The organism is Candidatus Collinsella stercoripullorum, from assembly GCF_027669965.1.
GTDB lineage: Bacteria > Actinomycetota > Coriobacteriia > Coriobacteriales > Coriobacteriaceae > Collinsella > Collinsella stercoripullorum.
The window spans coordinates 14,104-32,840 of the sequence record NZ_JAQECM010000011.1; the positions used below are offsets into that span (position 1 = coordinate 14,104).

Genomic DNA, 18,737 nt, shown 5'->3' on the forward strand with positions numbered 1-18,737 from the left:
GGAGCGAGCAGTGAATGAGATAACCCGTAGGAACCTGCTGTTTACATGCTCTTTCGGACTTGCAAGCATCTACGGACTTACCGCGTGCGGCGGTACCGGGGATAGCCGGACCTCAGGCGAAGACGATCAGCAGCTCTCCCACGAGGAGATGCTTGAACAGGCCGAGGAACTCGACCTCCAGGCGTTCCATGAGACGGAAAACGAGAACGAAGCGAAGGCGAAGCAGGAATATGACGGCGAGATATTCCGCTGCACCGCGATTGTCGGCGAGATAACCCCCACCTATGCTCGCATCGGGGAGGTGATCCTCGGGACGTTTTGCAACACGCTATGCGTCGAGCTGCCCGAGGACGAGCTCGCGAGCCTTTCTAAAGACCAGGAGATCACGGTGTGCGGCAGGTTCCAGTACATACAGGTCGAGTCGCGTCTTGTGGACGCCTTCATCGTTGAATAGGAGATTAAGATGAGGAAACCTGCCCCGCTCCTCGCATCCGCGCTGCTATCCATCGGGCTTGTCGGCTGCGGCGGCATCACCGCAAGCCAAGCGCCCGCGATAAACCTTGAGGACTACGCCGAGATGCCAGCCGGTGAGATGTGGGTCGTCCTCGAGGACGGAACCGTAGACAAGTACGAGAACTCCACCGAGGGATTCGCCTACGGGGTCGAGCACTTCCTCGATGCCGTCGACGATGACGAAGCCTATTACACCGAGCGCTACGAGGGCGCTACGTTCATCGCTCATTGTCAGGTAAAGTCGACTAAGAGCGACTGGCAGACGAGAAGCGGGGACGCCTTTGAAACCGCGCTCGAGCTCACCACCGATGAGGGATATCTTGCGGCGAACGGGATGGAACCCGCCACCGCGCTCACGGCCGAAGTTGATAGCGAGGTTGTCAGCGAGCAGGAAATCAAATCGGGCGATTCCGTGATCGTCGCTTCCACCAGCTTCGACGTCCGCTACGACAACCTGTATGCACCGACCGAGGTTCTGAAGGTGGAGGAGTAATATGGCCCTCGTCAAGTGCCCTGAATGCGGCAAAGAGGTTTCAAGCGATTCCAAAGTATGCCCAAGCTGCGGCAAGCAGCTGAAAAAGCCTATTGCCCCTATAGTTCTTCTCATTCTTTCTGTCTTGATGTCGTTGTGGGTGGCAAGCGTTCTTCTTATCCCAACAACAGACAACTATCTACAGGCTTACGATCAGGCGTACTTTGAAAACAGCTATTGGATGCTGCTGTCTATAGTTGGCTCAGCTTCAATTTCCGGCATTCTGTTGCTCATAAACACGAAGATCGATTCCAAGCTTTTGAACACCATCCGGGGTTGTGCTATCCGTTGTTTCGCTTGCTCTGTTCGGTGTCTTCACCGGACTCAATAACGGCCTTACAGTGCTCTTCTTCTTTTTCATCACTCCGCCAATCCTCAATCTCGCAGCGGGTTTCAAACTCCGCAGGTAACCAGAGAACAGGCTCCTATCGCAAAGATGAACTGCCCCATTTCCTCGATCGAGGAGCAAGGTCCAAGAAATGGGGCTTTTTTCACAACAGTTTATGGCAGGTCGATGAGAGAGCTCGCCTGCCCGTTCTTCGCCCGGGATATCGACTACAGGACGGCCACGACTGAAGGGCGTTCACGAAAGACCTAGAGGCGCACATCAAATGTTGAATCACGCCCGAGCGGCTCGGGCCGGCTGCGGCCCTCTTCAGCCTACCCCTCGATGGTGTAGCCCACGCCCCAGATGTTCTTGATGAAGCGCGGATTCGCCGCGTCGTCGCCGATCTTCTCGCGCAGGTGGCGGATGTGCACCATGACCGTGTTGCTGGAGCTCGCCATGAACTCCTCGCCCCATACGGCGGAGAACAGCTCCTCGACCGAGACGACCTTGCCGCGGTGCTCGACGAGGTACAGCAGGATGGCGTACTCGAGCGGTGTGCAGCGGACCGGCCGCTCGTCCACGGTCACCGTGCGCGAATCCTTGTTGATGGTGAGGCCGTCCACCGAGAGCTCCGCGCTGTCCTCCTCGGTCGCCCGGCTCCCGTAGCTGGTGTAGCGCCGCAGCTGCGCCTTGCAGCGCGCGACGAGCTCGAGGGGACGGAAGGGCTTCACCACGTAATCGTCGGCGCCGAGCGAGAGGCCCTCGATCTTGTCGTTCTGCGACCCGCGGGCGGTGAGCATGATCACGGGATAGGTGTGCTCGGCGCGGATGGTGCGCAGCAGCTCGAACCCGTCGATGTCGGGCAGCATGATATCGAGCACGGCGAGGTCGAAATCCTGCTCCAGGATCGCCTTGGCGGCATCAGCCCCGTTGTAGGCGAGCGTCACACGGTACCCCTCGTTCTGCAGGTAGATACCTACGAGATCCGTGATAGCTCGCTCGTCGTCGACGATGAGGATATGAGGGTCCATCCGTGCTCCTTTCCCCCTTCCTCCCATTATGACCGGCTCCCCATGCGCACACCGTTTTGCCACGGGGAATTAAGAGGTCTTAAGCGCGAGGCCGCCGTTCGGGCAGTCCATCAGATCGCATGCAGGCGGTCCATCGTCCTGCAGGTAGCAGGTGGGACCCTCGTACATGGCGCGCCCCGCATCCGGGCGACCTGCCGGTCTCAAGCACGGGCAATCGGAGCTTGCGAGAGCACGGTCCGCGCTCAAGAGGCCCGGCGGGCCGCACGCCCCCTGCAGGGCGGGCACCTCAGGAGGCGCCGACGGGAATCCGAGCGCGGTTTCACCGGCAGGAGCCCCTACGCTGCGCTCAATGTATAAAACTAGTTGCAGTTCGCATAATAATAGCGGACTGCACGGACAGTACGGCCATATCGGACGAGTCCGCACGCGCACGGGAGGATTACTGTATCGTTAAAACCGGATCCTTGGAGTAGAACCTCCCCTCGCCTAGAAAGAACCCGCTGATAGAGCGATCGCACATCCGGAGGTCTACTCGGCAGGACCGAGTTGAACGTTACAGTAATCTCGCCGTAGATATACAGGACCCCGATCTACACAAGATATAGGGGTGCTGCCATCGGGAGCCCGCCGAAGACCGATGAGCCGCCGTCGGACAGCCCGCCGAAGACCGATGCGCCGCCGTCGGCGGCCCGGGCCATCCCGGATGAGCCCCACCGCCCTCCCCGCCGATGGTCGATCCGATCGGCGCGCCGGCGCCAAACGAACCGCGCCGATCGCGCCGATAGCCGCTGCAGTCGACGACACGCGCAGGTATACTAGCCTGTACGCAAACCATGAACCACCCAAGGAGAGCGAGGACCATGTCCGATCGTCCATCTCGCCGCGGCGGCGCCCGGCGCGCCGCGGGATTCCTGCCGGCGCTTGCCCTCGGCATCTGCCTCGCCCTGTGCCCCGCCCCCGCGCTCGCATCGCAGCTCGACACGGACGTCATCTGCGGCGTCTCGGAGTCCGAGCGCCAGGATCCCGCCGCGGACCGACCGGACCTTACCGCCCGTAACGCCATCCTCATCGACGACGAGGGCACGGTCTACTTCGAGCGCGACGCCGACGCCCAGGTGAAGATCGCCTCGATCACCAAGGTCATGACCGCCCTCGTGGCGCTCGACCACGCATCGCTCACCGACGAGGTCGTGGTCGACCACGCCGCGGCCACCGTGGGCGAGTCGTCCGCGAACCTGCGCGAGGGGGACCGCCTCACCATGGAGGCCGCGCTGCGCGGCCTGCTCATCGCCTCGGGCAACGATGCCGCCATGGCGATCGCCACGACCGTCGGCGCGAAGATCGACCCCGAGAGCACCGACCCGTACGCGACCTTCGTCCAAGCGATGAACGACAAGGCGGCGGAGCTCGGCATGGCGAGCGCCTTCACCAACCCGCACGGCCTCGATTTCAACGGCTGGGAGGCGGACATGCACTCCTCCGCCCGCGACGTCGCCGTCATGTTCGCCGAGGCCATGAAGAACGACGACTTCCGCGCCATCACGGCGAGCACCGATAACAAGATCTCCGTCACCGGGGCGGACGGCACCCAGCGCGAGATCACCCTGCAGATGCACAACGACCTGCTGGGCAAGGACGGCAACATCGGCGGGAAGACCGGCACCACCTACGAGGCGCTCGACTGCTTGGTGTCCGCCTACAGCCGCGACAACGGCGGCGAGATCTACATCGTGGTCCTCGGCTGCCCGGACGACCGCTTCACCGACACCTCGCGGCTCGCGTCGTGGTACTACGACCACATGGTCGCCTACCCCGCCGTCACCACCGACCGCGCCACGCCCGACGGCCAGCCGCTCGTGGCGCGCGCCACGCATGCCGACTGGACGGACAAGACCGTCGACGTCACGGTGGCCGACCCCGAGCAGACGGTCTCGCTGTTCAGCCTGGCGGGGGACGTCGAGCAGGACATCCAGCTCGACACCGTGACCGGCGACGTCGAGCGCGGCGAGGCGGTGGGCACCCTCACCCTTTCGCAGAACGGGCACGAGATGGCGACCGTCGAGCTGGTGAGCGCCGAGGACCAGAGCGCCCCCGATCCGGTGAGCTGGCTGCTCGTGCAGCTCGACCGCCTCGTGCGCGGCATCTCGGGAGAGCCGACCGAGGCTGAGGCCGAGGTCTACGCCGTGGCCCCCTCGGCGACCGACCTCGACGCGGCGTAGGCCGCGCCCGGCGGGCGTTGCGGCGGCTGACGCGCTGCGCGGAAGCAGCGCCCCACCCCGCACGCGGCGGCGCCGGGCGGGCGCGCCCGTCAGCGCAGGCCCGCCTCGCGCTCGAACAACCCGGCGACGCGCGGCCCGGCGACCTCCGCGTCCACCGTGCAGGCGCCCATGCCCGCAGGGGCGCCGTAGCGCCCGTGGAAATCGCTGCCCCCGGTCACGAAGAGCCCGTGCTCCCCCGCCGCGGCGAGGGCGCGCTCGCGGTCGGCGTCCCCGTGGTCGGGGTGATACGCCTCGATGCCCTCGAGGCCGGCATCCACCAGGTCCGGGATGATCGACCACGAGTTCATCTGGCCGGGATGGGCGAGCACCGCGACGCCGCCCTGCTCCCGGATGGCGCGCACGGCGTCGACCGCCTCGGGGTAGCCGATATCGCTCACCGCGATGCCCGACCCTTTGAAGATGCTGCGGTAGACGCGCTGGTAAGAGGCATCGGTATACGGCAGGTGGACGAGCGCCTCCATCACGTGCTGCTTGTAGGCGGCAGTCCCGGCGGCGCACACCTCCGCCACCCGGTCGAGCGTGAACGCCGGGTCGACGAGCCCCGGTTCCGCCACCCCGGCAGCCGACAGCGCATCGCACGGCCCCGCCGAGCCGGAGCGCATGGCGCGGGCGATGGTCCACGCCTGCCAGAGCGTGTTGGCGCACCGCGCGCGCAGCGTGCCGGCGACCATGCGCTCGAGTGGGCCGGACCCGTCCGCCGTCGCCTCCAGCCCGAAGCCCAGGACATGCACCTTGCGCCCCGTTGCCGCGCAGGCCGCCGAGACCTCGAGCCCCGCGAGCACGGGGAACCCCGCCTCCCGCGCGGCGGCGCGGACGGCGGAGAGCTGCGTCAGGCTGTCGTGGTCGGTCACGGCGATCCCCGCGAGACCGGCCGCACGGGCCCGCCCGATCAGCTCCTCCGGCGAAAACGAGCCGTCCGAGAACGTCGAATGGCTGTGAAGGTCGAAGCGCCGCACTCCGTGCTCCCCCATGGTCGCCTCCTCACCGCCCGGGCGGGTCCCACCCGCGTCGGGCGCTCAGAGGGCGCAGGTGAAGTGCTCATGCGTCTTCACCATGCCCTCGCGTTCGTAGAACCGGTGCGCCCTCGTCCGCACCACGTTCGAGTGCACCTCGAGCTCCTCGCATCCCGCCGCGACGGCGCGGGCGCGGGCGGCGGCGAGCAGCCGGGCGCCCAGGCCGCGGCAGCGGGCGCCCGGGTCGAGCACCAGCTCCAAGATCTCGGCGGTCGGCCGCTCGTGGTGCAGCTGCGGCTCGATCCGCAGGTTGATCACGCCCGCCACGGCTCCCCCGACCTCGGCGACCAGGCAGACGTGGCGGCCGTCGGCCATCTGGGCGCGCAGGCGCTCGCAGAACGGCGCGTATGCGAACGTCCCTCCCTCGAGCTCGCAGATGAGCCCGTGGATCGCGCGCTCGTCCGCCGGGACGGCGTCCCTGACCGCCCAGCCGGCCTCAGCCCGCAACGAACCCGCCTGCCTGCATATTGTACTCGCGGTCGCACACACCCTCCATGAACTCGAGGTCGTGGAAGATCCCGAGCATGGTCGTGCCGCCGGCCTTGAGCTGCTCGATCAGGTCGCGCACCTTGATCTTGCTCGCGTTGTCCAGGCTCGCCGTGGGCTCGTCGAGCAGGAGCAGGCGCGGTCGGCGCACCATGGCGCGGGCGATGTTCAGGCGCAGCTTCTCGCCGCCCGAGAACGTGTTCGGATAGAGGTCCCAGAGCTCCTGCGGGAAGTCGAAGTGCTCGAGCATGCGCACGGTCTCGCTCTCGATGACGTCGGGGTCCTCGAAGGCCTCCGCGGCGCTCGCGCGCACGATATCGCGCGCCGTGGTGCGCGGCACGACGTCCAGGAACTGCGAGATGTAGCCGATCTCGTAGTTGCGCAGGTAGATGACGCGGCGCTCATCGAGCGTCGCCAGGTCCACCGGCCCGAAGGCGGCCGAGTCGTACACGATGCGCCCCGCCTCGGGCAGGTTCGTGCGGTAGATGCATTTGAGGATCGTCGACTTGCCCGATCCGGAGCGGCCGGTCACCCCCACGAACTCGCCCGCCTCGATGGACAGCGAGATGCCCTCGCAGCCGCGCACGCGGCGGCCGGCGGCGTGCAGGGTGAACCCCTTGGAGAGGTCCTCGATGGCAAGCATCGGACGCGGCGTCCCCGCGGAAGCGGCGGCGCCCTGCGCGATGTCGATGGCGTCGGCGGTCATCTAGCGCACCTCCTCGTCGGTCACGGTCTCCCGGATGGTCGCCGCGTCGACGGCGAAGCGGGCGGACATGGACGGCAGCGCCGGGTACCACATGCGCGAGACGACCCGGCCGTCCACGAGCGTCGCGGTGATGACCGGGTAGGAGCGCTGCCCCTCCTCCACCTCGCGGACCACGAGGATGTCGGCCTTCTTGCCCTCCTCGAGGCTCCCGAGGTCGGCGTCGATCTTGACGGCGCGCGCCGGGTTGACCGTGAGCATGGCGAACGCCTGCTCGAGCGGCAGCTTGAAGTCGCGGTGCAGGACGAACGCGCTCTGCAGCATGGCCGTCGGGTAGTAGTCCGAGCACAGGCAGCTCGCCACGCCGGCGCGCACGGCGTCGCGCGCGGAGAGGTTGCCCGAATGGCTCTTGCCGAGCAGGATGTTCGGCGTGCCCATGACCGTGGACATGCCGCGCTCGACGGCCGCCGCGGCGACCTCCTGCGAGATCGGGAACTCGGAGATCGTGCAGCCGAGCTCGCGCATGAGGTCGAGCTTCTCGATGCTGTCGTCGTCGTGGCTCGCCAGCGCGATGCCGTGCTCGCGCGCGATGCCCGCGAGATAGGCGAGCTGCTCGTAGCCGAGCTTGGGCGCCGCCTGGGCATCGGCCGCCATGGCGGCGGCCTCCTGCTCGGTGAGGTTCTTGCCGCGGAACGACCTGCGCCAGATCTCGAGGTCGCGGTACTGCCCCTGGCCGGGCGTATGGTCCATGAAGGACAGCTCGTCGATCTCGCCGGCGCGCAGGTGCCGCTCGACCTGGTCGACCAGGTTCACGTTGTCGATCTCCAGACGCAGGTGCAGGCGGTGGCGGATGAGGTGGGCGTTGCGCCCCTCGGTGCGCTTCGCGCGGCCGATGAGGTCCATGAGCTGCTCGGTGCGGTCCCACTGGCGCACCGGCTTGACGTCCATCTTGTCGGCGCCGTAGACCGAAAGCGAGTGGAACATCGTCGTGATGCCGTGGGCGAGCAGCTCGCGCTCCGCCTCGAACAGGGCGGTCGGGAAGTCCATGAGGACGGTCGGGCGCGGGGAGATGACCGTCTCGATGTAGTCGGAGTGGATGTCGACGAGGCCGGGCACGACGTAGCCGCCGTGCGCGTCGATGACGCCGGCGCCGCGCTGCTCGGCATCGAGGACGCCCTGGCGCTGGATCGCCGCGATGCGGTCACCCTCCACCACGAGCTCGTAGCCGAACAGCAGCCGGTCGGGCTGCACGATGATGCCGTTGCGAATGACGTACAAGGAACGACCTCCTTGGGATCGCGTGGTACTTTTTGGTACTTTTTGGGACGGGGTCAAAATAGGTCAGGGGCCCTTGGGGACAGAGTGACCCTTTCGGGGACGGGGTCAAAATAGGTCAGGGGCCCTTCGGGAGCGGGGCCTACTTCTTGGGACGGGGTCAAAAGGAGCCAGGCCGGAAGGCGTCAGGGCCCTTCGGGGACGGGCTAGCGGGGCCGGGAGGGGCCGCCGCCGGGTGCGCCGTCCGCCCCACGGGCCCGTCCCCGCCGGCAGGGCGGGCCCGGGCCCCGAGGAAGCCCGCTACAGCAGCGAGTACACCAGCTCCTGGGTATACGCGTGCTGCGGGTCCTGCATGATCTGGTCGGTGAGCCCGTGCTCGATGACCCGACCGTCGAGCATCACGATCGTGCGGTCGGCGAGCAGGCGGATGACGCCCAGGTCGTGGCTCACCACGACCATCGACACGCCCAGGTCGCGGCGCAGCTGCAGGATGAGGTCGAGCACGCGCGCCTGCACTGAGAGGTCGAGCCCCGTGGTCACCTCGTCCAAGAACAGCACCGGGGGCTCGTTGGAGAGCGCCTTCGCGATCTGGACGCGCTGCTGCATGCCGCCCGAGAAGGCGCGCGGCGGGTCCTGCTTGCGGCGAAGGGGGATCTTCACGCGCTCGAGCAGCTCCTCGCCGCGGCCCACCATCCGGTGGACGTCGCGCACGCCCGCGGCGATCTGCTTCTCGGCGATGTTCGAGAGACTCGAGAAGTTCATGCGCAGGCCCAGGTAGGGGTTCTGGTAGACCATGCCGAAGATGCGGTCGCGGATGTAGCGCTGCTGCTGCCGCGAGACCGTGAAGCAGTTCTCGCGCCCTCCGTCGTAGGCGGCGACGCGCATGTCGCCCTCGGTCGGGTCCTGGTCGAAGTACAGGCACTGCATGAGCGTCGACTTGCCCGACCCCGACTCGCCCACGATGCCCAGGATCTCGCCGGGATGCACCTCGAGCGAGACGCCGCGCACCGCGTGCACGGTCCCGCACACCGGGCAGATGTTGCGCTCGAGCTCGGCATCCGGGTCGGCGCAGTAGGGGCATCCGGGGCCGTAGCGCTTGGAGAGCCCCCGCACGTCGAGGACGGGCATGTCGTCGGTGAACGCGTGCTCGACCGGGGCGGGCGCGGCTTGCGTGGTCGCCATGGCCATCTTACGCCTCCTTCCCCGCCGAACGCGCCGCGACGCGCTGCGAGCAGAAATCGGTATCGGAACACTGCCAGACCTGCTCGCCCGTCGCCGGGTCGACCGTCTGGGTGAGGTAGACGCCGGTCGCCCCGCACACATGGCAGCAGGCGCCCTCGAAGTCCTCGGTGACGAACGGGTAGTCGTCGAAGGCGAGCGACTCCACCTTCGTGTAGGGCGGCACGGCGTAGATCTTCTTCTCGCGGCCGGCGCCCAGAAGCGTCAGGTTCTCCGCCATGTCGAGCTTGGCGTTGTCGTAGCGCGGGATGGGGCTCGGCGCCATGACGTAGCGGCCCTCGACCATCACCGGGTGGTCGGCGCCCGTCGTGGTGGTGCCGTAGCGCACGATCTGCTCGAACAGCTCCAGATAGGCGCCGGTGTACTCCGCCTCGGCGTGCAGGCGCTTCGTCACGGTCTCGCGCGCCTCGTAGGTGCGCAGGGGCTCGGGCGTGGGAACCTGCAGCACGAGCAGCTGGTCGCGGGTGAGCGGGCGCTCGGGGATGCGGTGGCGGCTCTGGATGAGCGTGGCGTCCTGCGTGAGCGTCGTGGTGTCCACGCCGGTCGTCTCGTGCACGAGGCCGCGGATCGACACGGCGTTCACGCTCGCGTCGGAGCCCTGGTCGATGACCTTCAGGACGTCGTCGGGGCCGATGCACGACAGCGTGAGCTGCAGGCCGCCCGTGCCCCAGCCGCGGCCGATGGGCATCTCGCGGCTCGCGAAGGGGACCTGGTAGCCGGGGATGGCGACGCCCTTCAGGATCGCGCGGCGGATCTCGCGCTTGGAGCCCTCGTCCAGATAGGCGAAGTTGTAGTTCCTACGCATCCGCCTCGCCTCCCTTCTCGGCCGCAGAGCGCAGCGCGGAGTCGAGCTTGCTCTGGAAGGTCACGTAATGCGGCAGCTTGAGGTGGCTGATGAAGCCCGTCGCCTCGACGCCGTCGATGTGGTAGAGGACGAACTCCTGGTCCTGCGTGGGGAACCGCACGTCGTCGGCGCGCAGGCTGTGGTCGAGCACGCTCATGGCGATCGCCTTGCTCTCGTCGTCGCCCATCACGAGGCCGTAGCCCACGTCGAGCGCCGAGCGGTGGCCGCCCTCCCCGTCCTCCTCGTCGGACACGATGAGGCTCTCGACCTCGGTGACCGGGATGGAGCCGAGGTAGTACGCATCCTCGGCGGCGGCGTCCCCCGACGCCCCGGGCGCGTCGATCTCGATGGCGACCGTGCCGCGGCGCAGCTCCCCCACCGTGGGGTGGGACAGGCCGAAGCCGCGGATCGCGGCGTAGCCGATGGCGACGACCGCCTGCGTGAGGCCGCGGGAGAGCGCCTGGAGGATCACGCTGCGCGGCGCGGGGAACGACAGGGGCGTCTTCGTGATGTCCACGGGCTCGGTGTCGTCGACCGGCCAATCGCGCACCATGTCGATGGAGCGCAGGTAGGTGAGCACGCGCGGCACGCGGTCGAGCAGGGCCGCGGCGTCGGCGTCGGCCGGAGCGGAGAGGCGCGCGCGGATCTCGCGGGCGCGCTCGCGCGCGTCGGAGACGGTCTCGTCGGCGAGCTCGAACTCGATCAGGCGGTGCGAGTAGTCCCGCGTGGCCCCGAGGATCTGACCGCCCTCGATATCCTTGAACGCGGCGGAGATGCGGCGGCCGGCGCGCATCCCGTCGGTGTCGACGACGCGCGAGGTGTAGAGGCGCTCGAGGGTGGAGCGGTAGGCGCGCATGAGGAAGACCGCCTCCTCGATCGACCCGCACGCCTGCTTGATGGCGACGGCGGCGATCTCGGGCGCCCACAGCGACCCCTCCGACTGCACCTGGTTCACGAGGTCGGGCATGGTCGCCAGGATGTCCTCGACGGCGACCGAGCGGCCGGCCTCGACGCGACGGAGCTCGTTCAGGTCGAGCGAGGCCGCGATGGCCTGCTCGCCCCCGGTCACGGCTACATATCCCATGCGGCACCCTCCCTGCGGTCGCACGCGGTCTCGATGCGCTCGGCGCGCGTGGTGCGCGGCAGGCACAGCACATGGCCCGCCCCGTCGACGAAGACGAGGTCGATGCCGAGCGGGAACTCGTCGCCGCGCGCGGCGCGGGCGCCCATCACGTCGACGCGGTCGAGCTCGACGTCCACCGTCCCGCGGATACCGGGACCGGAGAGGCGCCAGGCGCCGACCTCGGAGATGCCGGACAGCGCCCCGGTCCGGAGCCCGTCGCGGTCGACGCCGATGACCGTGTCCGCCGCGACGATGCAGGTCGCGCCCAGATGCGGGTCGGCGAGCGTGCCGGCGGACAGCTCGGACACGAAGGCAGCGGCGGCCTCGCCGCGCACGGAGGCCGGCACGAAGGCGACGGCGGCCTCGGCGGCGGGGGCGGGGGCGACGTGGGTGCGGCGGGCGAGCACGAGCGCAGCGCCCTCCCCGTCGGGACCGGCGACGGCGGCGCTCGTGGCCGCGTCGAGCAGCACGTCGGCGAGCATGAGCGCGCTCGGCGTCAGGCCGGAGGCCTCCGCGTCGCGCGCATCGCCCTGCGCCCGGTCCCCGATCTCGGCGACCTCGCCGGGCCGCGCCATGGCATCGAGCAGCGCGCGGAACGTCCGCTGCAGGTAGAACGCGCGGTCGTCGGCATACGCCTCGCGCTCGAACACCTCATCCGTCATTTGACCACCGCCTGCACGCTCATGTCCTGCCCGCCCATCTCGTCGAAGCTCACGCGCGAGCCCATGATGAGCGCCGCCTCGCGGGCGCGCTCGGCGTCGAGCGCGCGGCCCGCCGCCGCGATGCGGGCGTCGACGTCCGCGAGGACCGCCGGGGCGGGCTCGCATGCGTACGCGGCGTCGATCACCGCGAGGCTCCGCGCGAGCTCGCCGTCGGCGCCCAGCACGGCGCCCAGGCCCTCCACGTCGCCGATGCGCACGCGGCATTCGCTTATCAGCGCCTCACCTAGGTAGAAGCGGCTGTTGCGCGCCGTCTCGCGCACCTGGTTCATCACAAGGCCCTGCCTCGGCGGCACGACCACGCGCACGGGAAGCTCCGCCTCCAGCGCACGCGCGAGCTCATGCGCCAGCGAGGGCGCGCTCTCCACGAGGACCTCGGTCCTCGCCCGTCTAGACATCACGATGGATAACTCCTTCTTACCGATCGAAACCTATGATCCGCGGGCCGGGGCGCCGGGTCCCCGGGCGGCCGGCGACCCGGCGCCCCGCGCCCTGCCGGCGCCTAGTCCTGCAGGATGTACTTCTTGCGCAGGCGCACGCTCACGAACTCGAGCACGAACGCGACGATGAGGCACACGTACACGATCACGCCCACCTCGTGGAGGTTGTAGTAGCGACTGCCCGCCTGGTAGAGCTGGAAGCCGATACCGCCCGCGCCCGCGAAGGCGCCCACGGCCACCGCGTTGGTGAAGTTGATCTCCAGGCGGATGAAGGTCCACGAGAGCAGCTTGGTGATGGTGGCCGGCGTGATGGCCTGGAAGACCACCTGCCAGAAGCTCGCCCCGCTCGCGCGCAGCGCCTCGATCACGCCGCCGTCGATCTCCTCGAAGCTCTCCGAGTAGCTCTTCACGAGGTAGGCCACGGAGTGGAACGAGATGCCGAGCACGGCGGCCTCCGACCCCAGGCCGATGGCCACGGTGAACACGAGCACCCACAGGATCGTGGGGATCGAGCGGATGATGGCCACGAAGCCCTTCACCGCGTTGGAGACCGCCGGGTTGGACAGGTTCGCCGAGGCGGCGAGCGCGAGGAAGAACGACACGATGGCCGACAGCACCGTGCAGATGGCCGTCACGGCGACGGTGATGACCGCGCTCTCGAGCACCGTCGCCCAGGTGAAGTGGGACGCGCCGAGCGGCGGGTCGAGCGCGGGCTGGAGCATCATGGCGCCGAAGTCGGCGAGGGCCTGACGGGCGGCCTGGACCAGGTCGACCGTGCCGTACCCCATGCGCGCGAACGTCACGACCGTGAGCGCCGCGAGGACGAACAGCGTCAGCTGCACGGAGATGTTCCGCTCGGATGCGGCCGTCAGGCGGATGCGGCCGCGCGCGTCGCGCTCGAGCGTTTCGGCGGCCCCCTTGGTCAGCGTTGCCGTGGTCATCAGATCATCGACCTCCTCGCCGCGTTCGAGACCGCCTCGATCGCGAGCACGAACACGATGGTCACGATGATGACCAGGCCGGCCGTGTCGTAGCGGAACGACGTGTAGTACAGGTTGAACACGAAGCCGATGCCCGTACCCGTGAGCAGGCCGATCAGCGTCGCCGAGCGGATGTTGGTCTCCACCATGTAGAGCATCCAGCTCATGAGGTCGGCCACGGCCAGAGGCAGCCCCGCCTGGAACACGACCTGCCAGTACGACGCCCCGCAGCTGCGCAGCGCCTCGACCGGACCGGTCGGGATCTCGTCGAACGTATCGAGGAAGAACCTCGTGAGCTGGCCGAAGGTCGTCAGGAACAACGCCAGGAACCCCGTGAACTCGTTCTGCTTGAACGAGAGCAGGAGCAGCAGCGCCCACGCGATCATCGGGATGTTGCGGAAGATGCTCGCGATGGCGCGGATCGCACCGCGCACCGGCGCGCACTCGACGCCGACAGTCGAGGAGCCGAGCACCGACAGGGCGATGCCCACGACGGCCGCGATCACCGTCGCCGCCACGGAGTCGAGCGCGGTCGAGACGGTCTGCTCGACGACCATGGGCAGGTTCGCGAGGGACGCGGCCGTGGGCGCGAAGTTCCGGAACATCCACGCGAAGGCCGCGGGGATGGAGCCCATCGCGTAACCGAGCGAGAAATTGCAGATCAGCGAGCACAGCTGGAATGCGACGACGACCGCGACGACGCCGGCGAGCGTCCTCAGCTGGCGGCGACGGAACCAGGAGAGGTCCCGCGCCGTCGAGCCGGCGGTCCCCATGCTCGCCTCGTTCGCGCTCACTGCGCACCGCCCGCCGCGTTCACGGGAACCGCCATGCCGTCTCCGATACCCGCCCCGCCCTCATCGGGCGCCGCGACGGCCACATCGACGACCTCGTCCATCTGGCCCTCGTAGATGCTCCGGATGACCGCGGGCGTCGCCTCGCCCGGCGTACCCTCGAACACCTTGCGCCCGGCGCGCAGGCCGATGATGCGGTCCGAGAACTCGAGCGCGAAGTCGACCTGGTGCAGGTTCACGATGCAGGTGATGCCGCGCTGGCGCGTCAGGCGCTGCAGCGTCTCCATGACCATGCGGGAGCTCTTGGGGTCGAGGCTCGCGATGGGCTCGTCGCACAGCATGATCTTGGGATCCTGCATGAGCGAGCGGGCGATGCCCACGCGCTGCTTCTGACCGCCGGAGAGCTGGTCTGCGCGGCGGTAGGCGAACTCGCCCAGCCCGACCTCGTCGAGCAGCTCGAAGGCGCGCAGCTTCTCCTCCTCGGTGTACAGGCCGAGGCTGCCCGCGAGCGCGTTCTTGTACCCCAGGCGCCCGTGGAGGACGTTCTGGATGGCCGTCAGGCGGTAGACCAGGTTGTAGTTCTGGAAGATCATGGCGATCTCGCGGTGCACCTCGCGCAGGGAGCCCGACTTCAGATGCGTGATGTCGCGCCCGTCGAAGGTGATCGCGCCCTCGGTCGGCTCGATCAGACGGTTGATGCTGCGCAGCAGCGTCGACTTGCCGGCGCCCGAGGGCCCGATGATCGTGATGAACTCACCGGGGTCGGCCGTGAAGTTCACGCCGGACAGCGCAGCCGCCGTCCCGGCGCTCGCACCGCGACGGCGCGCCTCGTAGCTCTTGCCGAGGTCGTCGATGATCAGCAGATGATTCGATGTGCTCATGCCTCTCCGTCTCTTTTGCTCAGATACCTGCAGGCCTGCATGGGAGCACGCGGGCACCGCCTCTGGGCACCGCGTCGAAGTGCATATCGGGGACGAGCGCGTATCGGGGACGCACCTATTGCATGCACTTCCGGGGAAGACGGGTTGAAACGAACCCGTCCCCAACCAACCCAATTACGCCAGCTCGCGGATGGGGTCGTACCACTCGTCGTCGACGGCGATGAAGCCGGCGGTGTCGCCGCGGCTCCAGATGGCGCCCGTGCCCTCGGCGTCCTCGGGCGCGAAGAGCTGCTCGTTGTCGGCGACCTCGGTGGAGGTCATGCCCTCGAGGATCCTGTCCTTGATGTCCTCGGGCAGCACGTCGGCGTTGTAGACGATCGGGCCGTTCAGGACCGGGGTGGACTGGATGATGCCGAACTCCTTGCCCTGGACGCGGTCGAAGGGCTGGGCGGCGCCGTCGGCCACGCCGTACACGGAGCCGGGCTGGTTCACGGCGTCGCGCTCGCCCTCGGGAACCTGCAGGTACATGTCGACGTCGATGTCGTCGAAGGCGGCGACGTCGGCATCGCCCTGCAGCAGGTTCACGCAGGAGCCGGGGTGGGAGTTGCCGAACAGGACCTGGGAGAAGAACCCGGGCTGAGCCAGCTCGTCGGTGGAGGCCACCTCATCGGGGAACTCGGTCATGATGGCGTTGCAGGGAACCTTGAAGCCGGAGGTCGAGGTCTGGGAGACGAAGCTCATGCGCTTGCCCTTGATGTTCTTGATCGAGTAGCCGGTAGAGCTCTCGGCATCCTCGTACTCGGACATCTGGTCGGCGGGCACGGCGATGCGGCTGTAGTACTTGGCGCCGTCGAGCGTGCCCTCGGTGTCGGAGGTGGTGAACAGGGCGTGGACGTTCCCGCTCTTCTCCTGGGCCTGGATGTAGCCCTCGGCGCCGAGGTTGGCCATCTGGGCCTTGCCGGAGGCGATGGCCTCGATGGCGACGTTGTAGTCGGTGGTGGTCATGAGCTCGACCTCGATGCCGGCGTACTCGGACAGCACGCGGCCGAACTCCTCGCGGCCCGCGTCGAACTCGGCGGCGGACTCGTTGGGAAGCCACACCATCGTGATCTTCTCGAGGCTGTCGCTGGAGGCGGAACCGGAGTCGCCGCCGGTCGCGGCGCCGCCCTTGTCGGCATCGCCGCCGCAGCCGGCGAGGCCCAGGCCGGCGGTCACGGCGCCGATGCCGAACAGGCCGAGGAACGAGCGGCGGGACAGCTGGGAATCGATGATCTTGGACGCGTTCGTCTCCTTCCGGATGCCGGGCGATGCCGGCGCACTGTCAAGGGAGGGGATGGTATTCCCCCTGCTCACGGCCACAGGACGGCGGCCGTGCACCGGAGACGATAGTATGCGGTCGCAAGGGCGCGGGCCCCATCGGCGACGTTTCAATGCACGATGCTGACCCGCCTTTACGGATGCGGGGCGCGATTCCTTACCGGGTCGTCACACGGTAAGGAATCGACGTCCGCCGCAGCGGGTTTCGTCAAGAATCGAGGCGCATCCGCGCGCTCATGTAAGCATTTCGGTATACCGGTCCATGGACGGTGTGTGAACCATCCCATAGAAGGCGGCCGCGCGGGGCCCGGCTTCGCGCTACTCCTCGGACGCGCGCCGCTCCGCCGTGAGGCGCTTGGCCTTCGTCCGGGCGAACACGAACAGGACGAAGCTCACGACGAACAGCGCGTAGGAGGCATAGCGCGGCACGCTCTGGATATCCGCCGCGCCCAGCATCGAGAGCACGCATGAGACCACGTACAGCACGAGGCCGACCGCCAGCACGGCGGTCATGGCCTTGCCGGACGGCAGCTCGAAGAGGATGTCGTTGTCCACGCTGCGGCGCTTCGCGGGCTCGGAGCGGTACTCCCGGATGCGCTTCACGCGGTCCGTCTCCCCCGTCCCCTGCTCCGCGGCGCGGCGGTCCGCCTCCAGCAGGTCCGCCTTGGTGACCTTCTGCTTCTTCTGCCTGCCCTTGCGCTTCTTGCCCATCGTGCACCCTCGCGTCCGCTGCCGGTCCGATCCATGTAACACCCTATTGTGCCACAGCGGGCCGGCCCGAAGGGTTCTTCCGGTGCCCTCCTCGGCGGCCCGCGCCGATGCAACCCCGCCCCGGGCGCGCAGCGGCTAGAGCATCTCCCCGGCAAGCTCGACGAAGGCGCGCAACGGGCCCGCCATCGGCTTGCCCTCGTGCACGAACAGCTACTTCTGCAGGCGGATGGGCTCGATGTCCGAATCCGGCTCCACGAGCGCGCCGCGCCGGCAGGCATCCGCCACCGCGAAGCGCGGCAGGAACGCCACGCCCGGTGGGCCGAGGACGAATGCCGCCGGAACCCCGATATCACAATCGTCTCGCCCGCCCAGATGGCCATGGTGAACTTCCGCTACGCGCCCGCCGGGTGCCCGGACGCCGCGAGCCTCAGCCCAGCAGCCCCTGCGCGTTCACCCAGGCGGCGGTGAGGATGTCCTCTACGCGCTCCCCGGTGCGCTCGGCGCGGTCCGCCGCGAGGACGGCTGCCGTCTGGCAGATCATCGCCGGCTCGCACTCGAGCCCGCGGATGGGCTCGGGCGCCATATAGGGGCAGTCCGTCTCGAACAGGATCCGGTCGAGCGGGCAGGCGGCGAAGGCCTCGCGCACCTCCCCATTGCGCGAGAAGGTCGCCGCGCCGCCGAAGGCGATATGGCAGCCGAGGTCGGTGAAGCGCAGCGCCGTGGCCGCGTCCTCGCCGAAGCAGTGGAGCACGCAGCCCGCCTCGGGCACGCCGACCTCCTCCAGCACCCGATACGCGTCCGCATGCGACGCGCGCCCCTCGTCCGCGTCCTCATGGCGCAGGTGGAGCTCGACGGGCAGGTTCCGCGCGCAGGCGAGCTCGAGCTGGCGCGCGAACGCGCTGATCTGCACGTCGTGCGGGGCGGCCTCGATGTCGTCGTCGGCGTCGAAATGGTAGTCGAGCCCGATCTCGCCGACGCCCGCGCACAGCGGGTCGTCGAGCGCCTCGGCGACGCGCGCGTGCACGGCGTCGTCGTAGCGGGGCGCCCCGTACGGATGCACGCCCGCGAGATAGCGGATATGGTCGAACAGCTGCGGCGCGGCCGAGCCCCCGTCGATCGCGCCCTCGGCGACGCCGCGCTCGAACAGGTCCCGCGCCTCGGCCACCCAGGCCTCGAGCACGTCGTGGAACGCCGGTGCCGTCGCGGCGCAGCGCGCGTCGGCAAGGGGGTCCCAGATCGTCGTGAGCTGCGCCACACCCGCCGCCGCGGCGCGCGCGAGCGCCGAGACCGGGTCGACCCTCCAGAAGCTCATGAGATGCGCATGGGTGTCGGCGACGGGGGCGGGCAGCGCGGGGGGCTCGAAGAGCCTGCCCTTCTTCATCCACGCGAGGCTCAACCGCAGCGAGGTCGAGGGGACGTCGCCGCCCGCCTCCCGCACCTGCGCGATCTGACCCGACTGGCCGTGCCGTCTGCTCATGGGGATTCTCCTCGCCTCTTCATGCGCGCCGGGGCGCCGCGCCCCGTCCCGCGCG

At 68.6% G+C, this 18,737-nt stretch carries 20 protein-coding genes; 4 read left to right on the plus strand and 16 right to left on the minus strand.

Annotation, left to right across the window (positions count from 1 at the left end):
- Positions 1-10 precede the first annotated feature (10 nt).
- The 3 genes from PHA29_RS04140 to PHA29_RS04150 are packed head-to-tail and all read left to right on the plus strand — an operon-like array spanning position 11 to position 1,376.
- Positions 11-454: a hypothetical protein gene (locus PHA29_RS04140; RefSeq protein ID WP_270405607.1), complete on the plus strand. Its 444-nt coding sequence runs from the start codon at positions 11-13 to the stop codon at positions 452-454.
- Positions 455-463: 9 nt separating this feature from the next.
- Positions 464-1,006, plus strand: coding sequence for a hypothetical protein (locus tag PHA29_RS04145; protein WP_270405606.1), 543 nt, complete (start codon positions 464-466; stop codon positions 1,004-1,006).
- 1 nt (position 1,007) lies between these two features.
- On the plus strand, positions 1,008-1,376 hold the full coding sequence (locus tag PHA29_RS04150) for a zinc ribbon domain-containing protein (protein WP_270405605.1): 369 nt from the start codon (positions 1,008-1,010) through the stop codon (positions 1,374-1,376).
- 329 nt (positions 1,377-1,705) lie between these two features.
- Here the strand turns inward: PHA29_RS04150 and PHA29_RS04155 are convergent, their stop codons facing one another.
- On the minus strand, positions 1,706-2,404 hold the full coding sequence (locus tag PHA29_RS04155) for a response regulator transcription factor (RefSeq protein ID WP_270405603.1): 699 nt from the start codon (positions 2,402-2,404) through the stop codon (positions 1,706-1,708).
- An 860-nt stretch (positions 2,405-3,264) separates the two neighbouring features.
- On the opposite strand from PHA29_RS04155, the gene PHA29_RS04160 reads away from it, so the two are divergent.
- The gene (locus PHA29_RS04160) at positions 3,265-4,623 is read left to right on the plus strand and encodes a D-alanyl-D-alanine carboxypeptidase family protein (protein ID WP_270848245.1); all 1,359 of its coding nucleotides are present in this window, start codon (positions 3,265-3,267) and stop codon (positions 4,621-4,623) included.
- An 89-nt stretch (positions 4,624-4,712) separates the two neighbouring features.
- Here PHA29_RS04160 and PHA29_RS04165 read toward each other — a convergent pair whose 3' ends face one another.
- The 15 genes from PHA29_RS04165 to PHA29_RS04235 all read right to left on the minus strand — a co-directional run bounded on the left by PHA29_RS04165 (position 4,713) and on the right by PHA29_RS04235 (position 18,682).
- Positions 4,713-5,654 (minus strand): PHP domain-containing protein, encoded by a 942-nt coding sequence (locus PHA29_RS04165; RefSeq protein WP_270848247.1) that lies wholly within the window; start codon positions 5,652-5,654, stop codon positions 4,713-4,715.
- A 45-nt stretch (positions 5,655-5,699) separates the two neighbouring features.
- The gene (locus PHA29_RS04170) at positions 5,700-6,143 is read right to left on the minus strand and encodes a GNAT family N-acetyltransferase (protein WP_270848249.1); all 444 of its coding nucleotides are present in this window, start codon (positions 6,141-6,143) and stop codon (positions 5,700-5,702) included.
- Positions 6,133-6,888 carry a phosphonate C-P lyase system protein PhnL gene (locus PHA29_RS04175; protein ID WP_270404350.1) on the minus strand — a complete coding sequence of 252 codons (756 nt, stop codon included), beginning with the start codon at positions 6,886-6,888 and terminating at the stop codon, positions 6,133-6,135. The genes PHA29_RS04170 and PHA29_RS04175 overlap by 11 nt, the downstream gene beginning before the upstream one ends.
- A complete protein-coding gene (locus PHA29_RS04180) occupies positions 6,889-8,163 on the minus strand; it encodes an alpha-D-ribose 1-methylphosphonate 5-triphosphate diphosphatase (protein ID WP_270848251.1) in 1,275 nt (424 codons plus the stop codon). It lies immediately after the preceding gene.
- Between the two features lie 297 nt (positions 8,164-8,460).
- Positions 8,461-9,342 (minus strand): ATP-binding cassette domain-containing protein, encoded by an 882-nt coding sequence (locus tag PHA29_RS04185; RefSeq protein WP_270404346.1) that lies wholly within the window; start codon positions 9,340-9,342, stop codon positions 8,461-8,463.
- A gap of 7 nt (positions 9,343-9,349) precedes the next feature.
- Complete coding sequence (locus PHA29_RS04190; protein WP_270848254.1) at positions 9,350-10,204, minus strand: alpha-D-ribose 1-methylphosphonate 5-phosphate C-P-lyase PhnJ; 855 nt, start codon at positions 10,202-10,204, stop codon at positions 9,350-9,352.
- Entirely contained in the window at positions 10,197-11,327 is a 1,131-nt protein-coding gene (locus tag PHA29_RS04195) for a carbon-phosphorus lyase complex subunit PhnI (protein WP_270848256.1), read from the minus strand. The genes PHA29_RS04190 and PHA29_RS04195 overlap by 8 nt, the downstream gene beginning before the upstream one ends.
- Positions 11,315-12,028 (minus strand): phosphonate C-P lyase system protein PhnH, encoded by a 714-nt coding sequence (phnH, locus tag PHA29_RS04200; RefSeq protein WP_270848258.1) that lies wholly within the window; start codon positions 12,026-12,028, stop codon positions 11,315-11,317. The genes PHA29_RS04195 and phnH overlap by 13 nt, the downstream gene beginning before the upstream one ends.
- Complete coding sequence (gene phnG / locus PHA29_RS04205; RefSeq protein WP_270848259.1) at positions 12,025-12,483, minus strand: phosphonate C-P lyase system protein PhnG; 459 nt, start codon at positions 12,481-12,483, stop codon at positions 12,025-12,027. The genes phnH and phnG overlap by 4 nt, the downstream gene beginning before the upstream one ends.
- Before the next feature lie 104 nt (positions 12,484-12,587).
- Positions 12,588-13,466, minus strand: a complete 879-nt coding sequence (locus PHA29_RS04210; RefSeq protein WP_270848261.1) for a PhnE/PtxC family ABC transporter permease — start codon at positions 13,464-13,466, stop codon at positions 12,588-12,590.
- Positions 13,466-14,278: a PhnE/PtxC family ABC transporter permease gene (locus PHA29_RS04215; protein ID WP_270848263.1), complete on the minus strand. Its 813-nt coding sequence runs from the start codon at positions 14,276-14,278 to the stop codon at positions 13,466-13,468. Before PHA29_RS04215 ends, PHA29_RS04210 begins: the two co-directional genes overlap by 1 nt.
- A 17-nt stretch (positions 14,279-14,295) precedes the next feature.
- Complete coding sequence (phnC, locus tag PHA29_RS04220) at positions 14,296-15,177, minus strand: phosphonate ABC transporter ATP-binding protein (protein ID WP_270404333.1); 882 nt, start codon at positions 15,175-15,177, stop codon at positions 14,296-14,298.
- 174 nt (positions 15,178-15,351) lie between these two features.
- Positions 15,352-16,536, minus strand: a complete 1,185-nt coding sequence (locus tag PHA29_RS04225; protein ID WP_270848265.1) for a phosphate/phosphite/phosphonate ABC transporter substrate-binding protein — start codon at positions 16,534-16,536, stop codon at positions 15,352-15,354.
- A gap of 276 nt (positions 16,537-16,812) precedes the next feature.
- Positions 16,813-17,205: a hypothetical protein gene (locus PHA29_RS04230; protein ID WP_270404330.1), complete on the minus strand. Its 393-nt coding sequence runs from the start codon at positions 17,203-17,205 to the stop codon at positions 16,813-16,815.
- A gap of 427 nt (positions 17,206-17,632) precedes the next feature.
- On the minus strand, positions 17,633-18,682 hold the full coding sequence (locus tag PHA29_RS04235) for a TatD family hydrolase (protein ID WP_333491379.1): 1,050 nt from the start codon (positions 18,680-18,682) through the stop codon (positions 17,633-17,635).
- Positions 18,683-18,737 lie beyond the last annotated feature (55 nt).

Bases quoted from the DNA above. Each gene is read 5' to 3' on its own strand.
- phnC (WP_270404333.1), bottom strand. From the start codon at position 15,177: ATGAGCACATCGAATCATCTGCTGATCATCGACGACCTCGGCAAGAGC.
- phnG (WP_270848259.1), bottom strand. From the start codon at position 12,483: ATGTCTAGACGGGCGAGGACCGAGGTCCTCGTGGAGAGCGCGCCCTCG.
- PHA29_RS04165 (WP_270848247.1), bottom strand. From the start codon at position 5,654: ATGGGGGAGCACGGAGTGCGGCGCTTCGACCTTCACAGCCATTCGACG.
- PHA29_RS04195 (WP_270848256.1), bottom strand. From the start codon at position 11,327: ATGGGATATGTAGCCGTGACCGGGGGCGAGCAGGCCATCGCGGCCTCG.
- PHA29_RS04175 (WP_270404350.1), bottom strand. From the start codon at position 6,888: ATGACCGCCGACGCCATCGACATCGCGCAGGGCGCCGCCGCTTCCGCG.
- PHA29_RS04235 (WP_333491379.1), bottom strand. From the start codon at position 18,682: ATGAGCAGACGGCACGGCCAGTCGGGTCAGATCGCGCAGGTGCGGGAG.
- PHA29_RS04145 (WP_270405606.1), top strand. From the start codon at position 464: ATGAGGAAACCTGCCCCGCTCCTCGCATCCGCGCTGCTATCCATCGGG.
- PHA29_RS04210 (WP_270848261.1), bottom strand. From the start codon at position 13,466: ATGACCACGGCAACGCTGACCAAGGGGGCCGCCGAAACGCTCGAGCGC.
- phnH (WP_270848258.1), bottom strand. From the start codon at position 12,028: ATGACGGATGAGGTGTTCGAGCGCGAGGCGTATGCCGACGACCGCGCG.
- PHA29_RS04230 (WP_270404330.1), bottom strand. From the start codon at position 17,205: ATGGGCAAGAAGCGCAAGGGCAGGCAGAAGAAGCAGAAGGTCACCAAG.
- PHA29_RS04215 (WP_270848263.1), bottom strand. From the start codon at position 14,278: ATGGGGACCGCCGGCTCGACGGCGCGGGACCTCTCCTGGTTCCGTCGC.
- PHA29_RS04155 (WP_270405603.1), bottom strand. From the start codon at position 2,404: ATGGACCCTCATATCCTCATCGTCGACGACGAGCGAGCTATCACGGAT.
- PHA29_RS04185 (WP_270404346.1), bottom strand. From the start codon at position 9,342: ATGGCGACCACGCAAGCCGCGCCCGCCCCGGTCGAGCACGCGTTCACC.
- PHA29_RS04150 (WP_270405605.1), top strand. From the start codon at position 1,008: ATGGCCCTCGTCAAGTGCCCTGAATGCGGCAAAGAGGTTTCAAGCGAT.
- PHA29_RS04160 (WP_270848245.1), top strand. From the start codon at position 3,265: ATGTCCGATCGTCCATCTCGCCGCGGCGGCGCCCGGCGCGCCGCGGGA.
- PHA29_RS04190 (WP_270848254.1), bottom strand. From the start codon at position 10,204: ATGCGTAGGAACTACAACTTCGCCTATCTGGACGAGGGCTCCAAGCGC.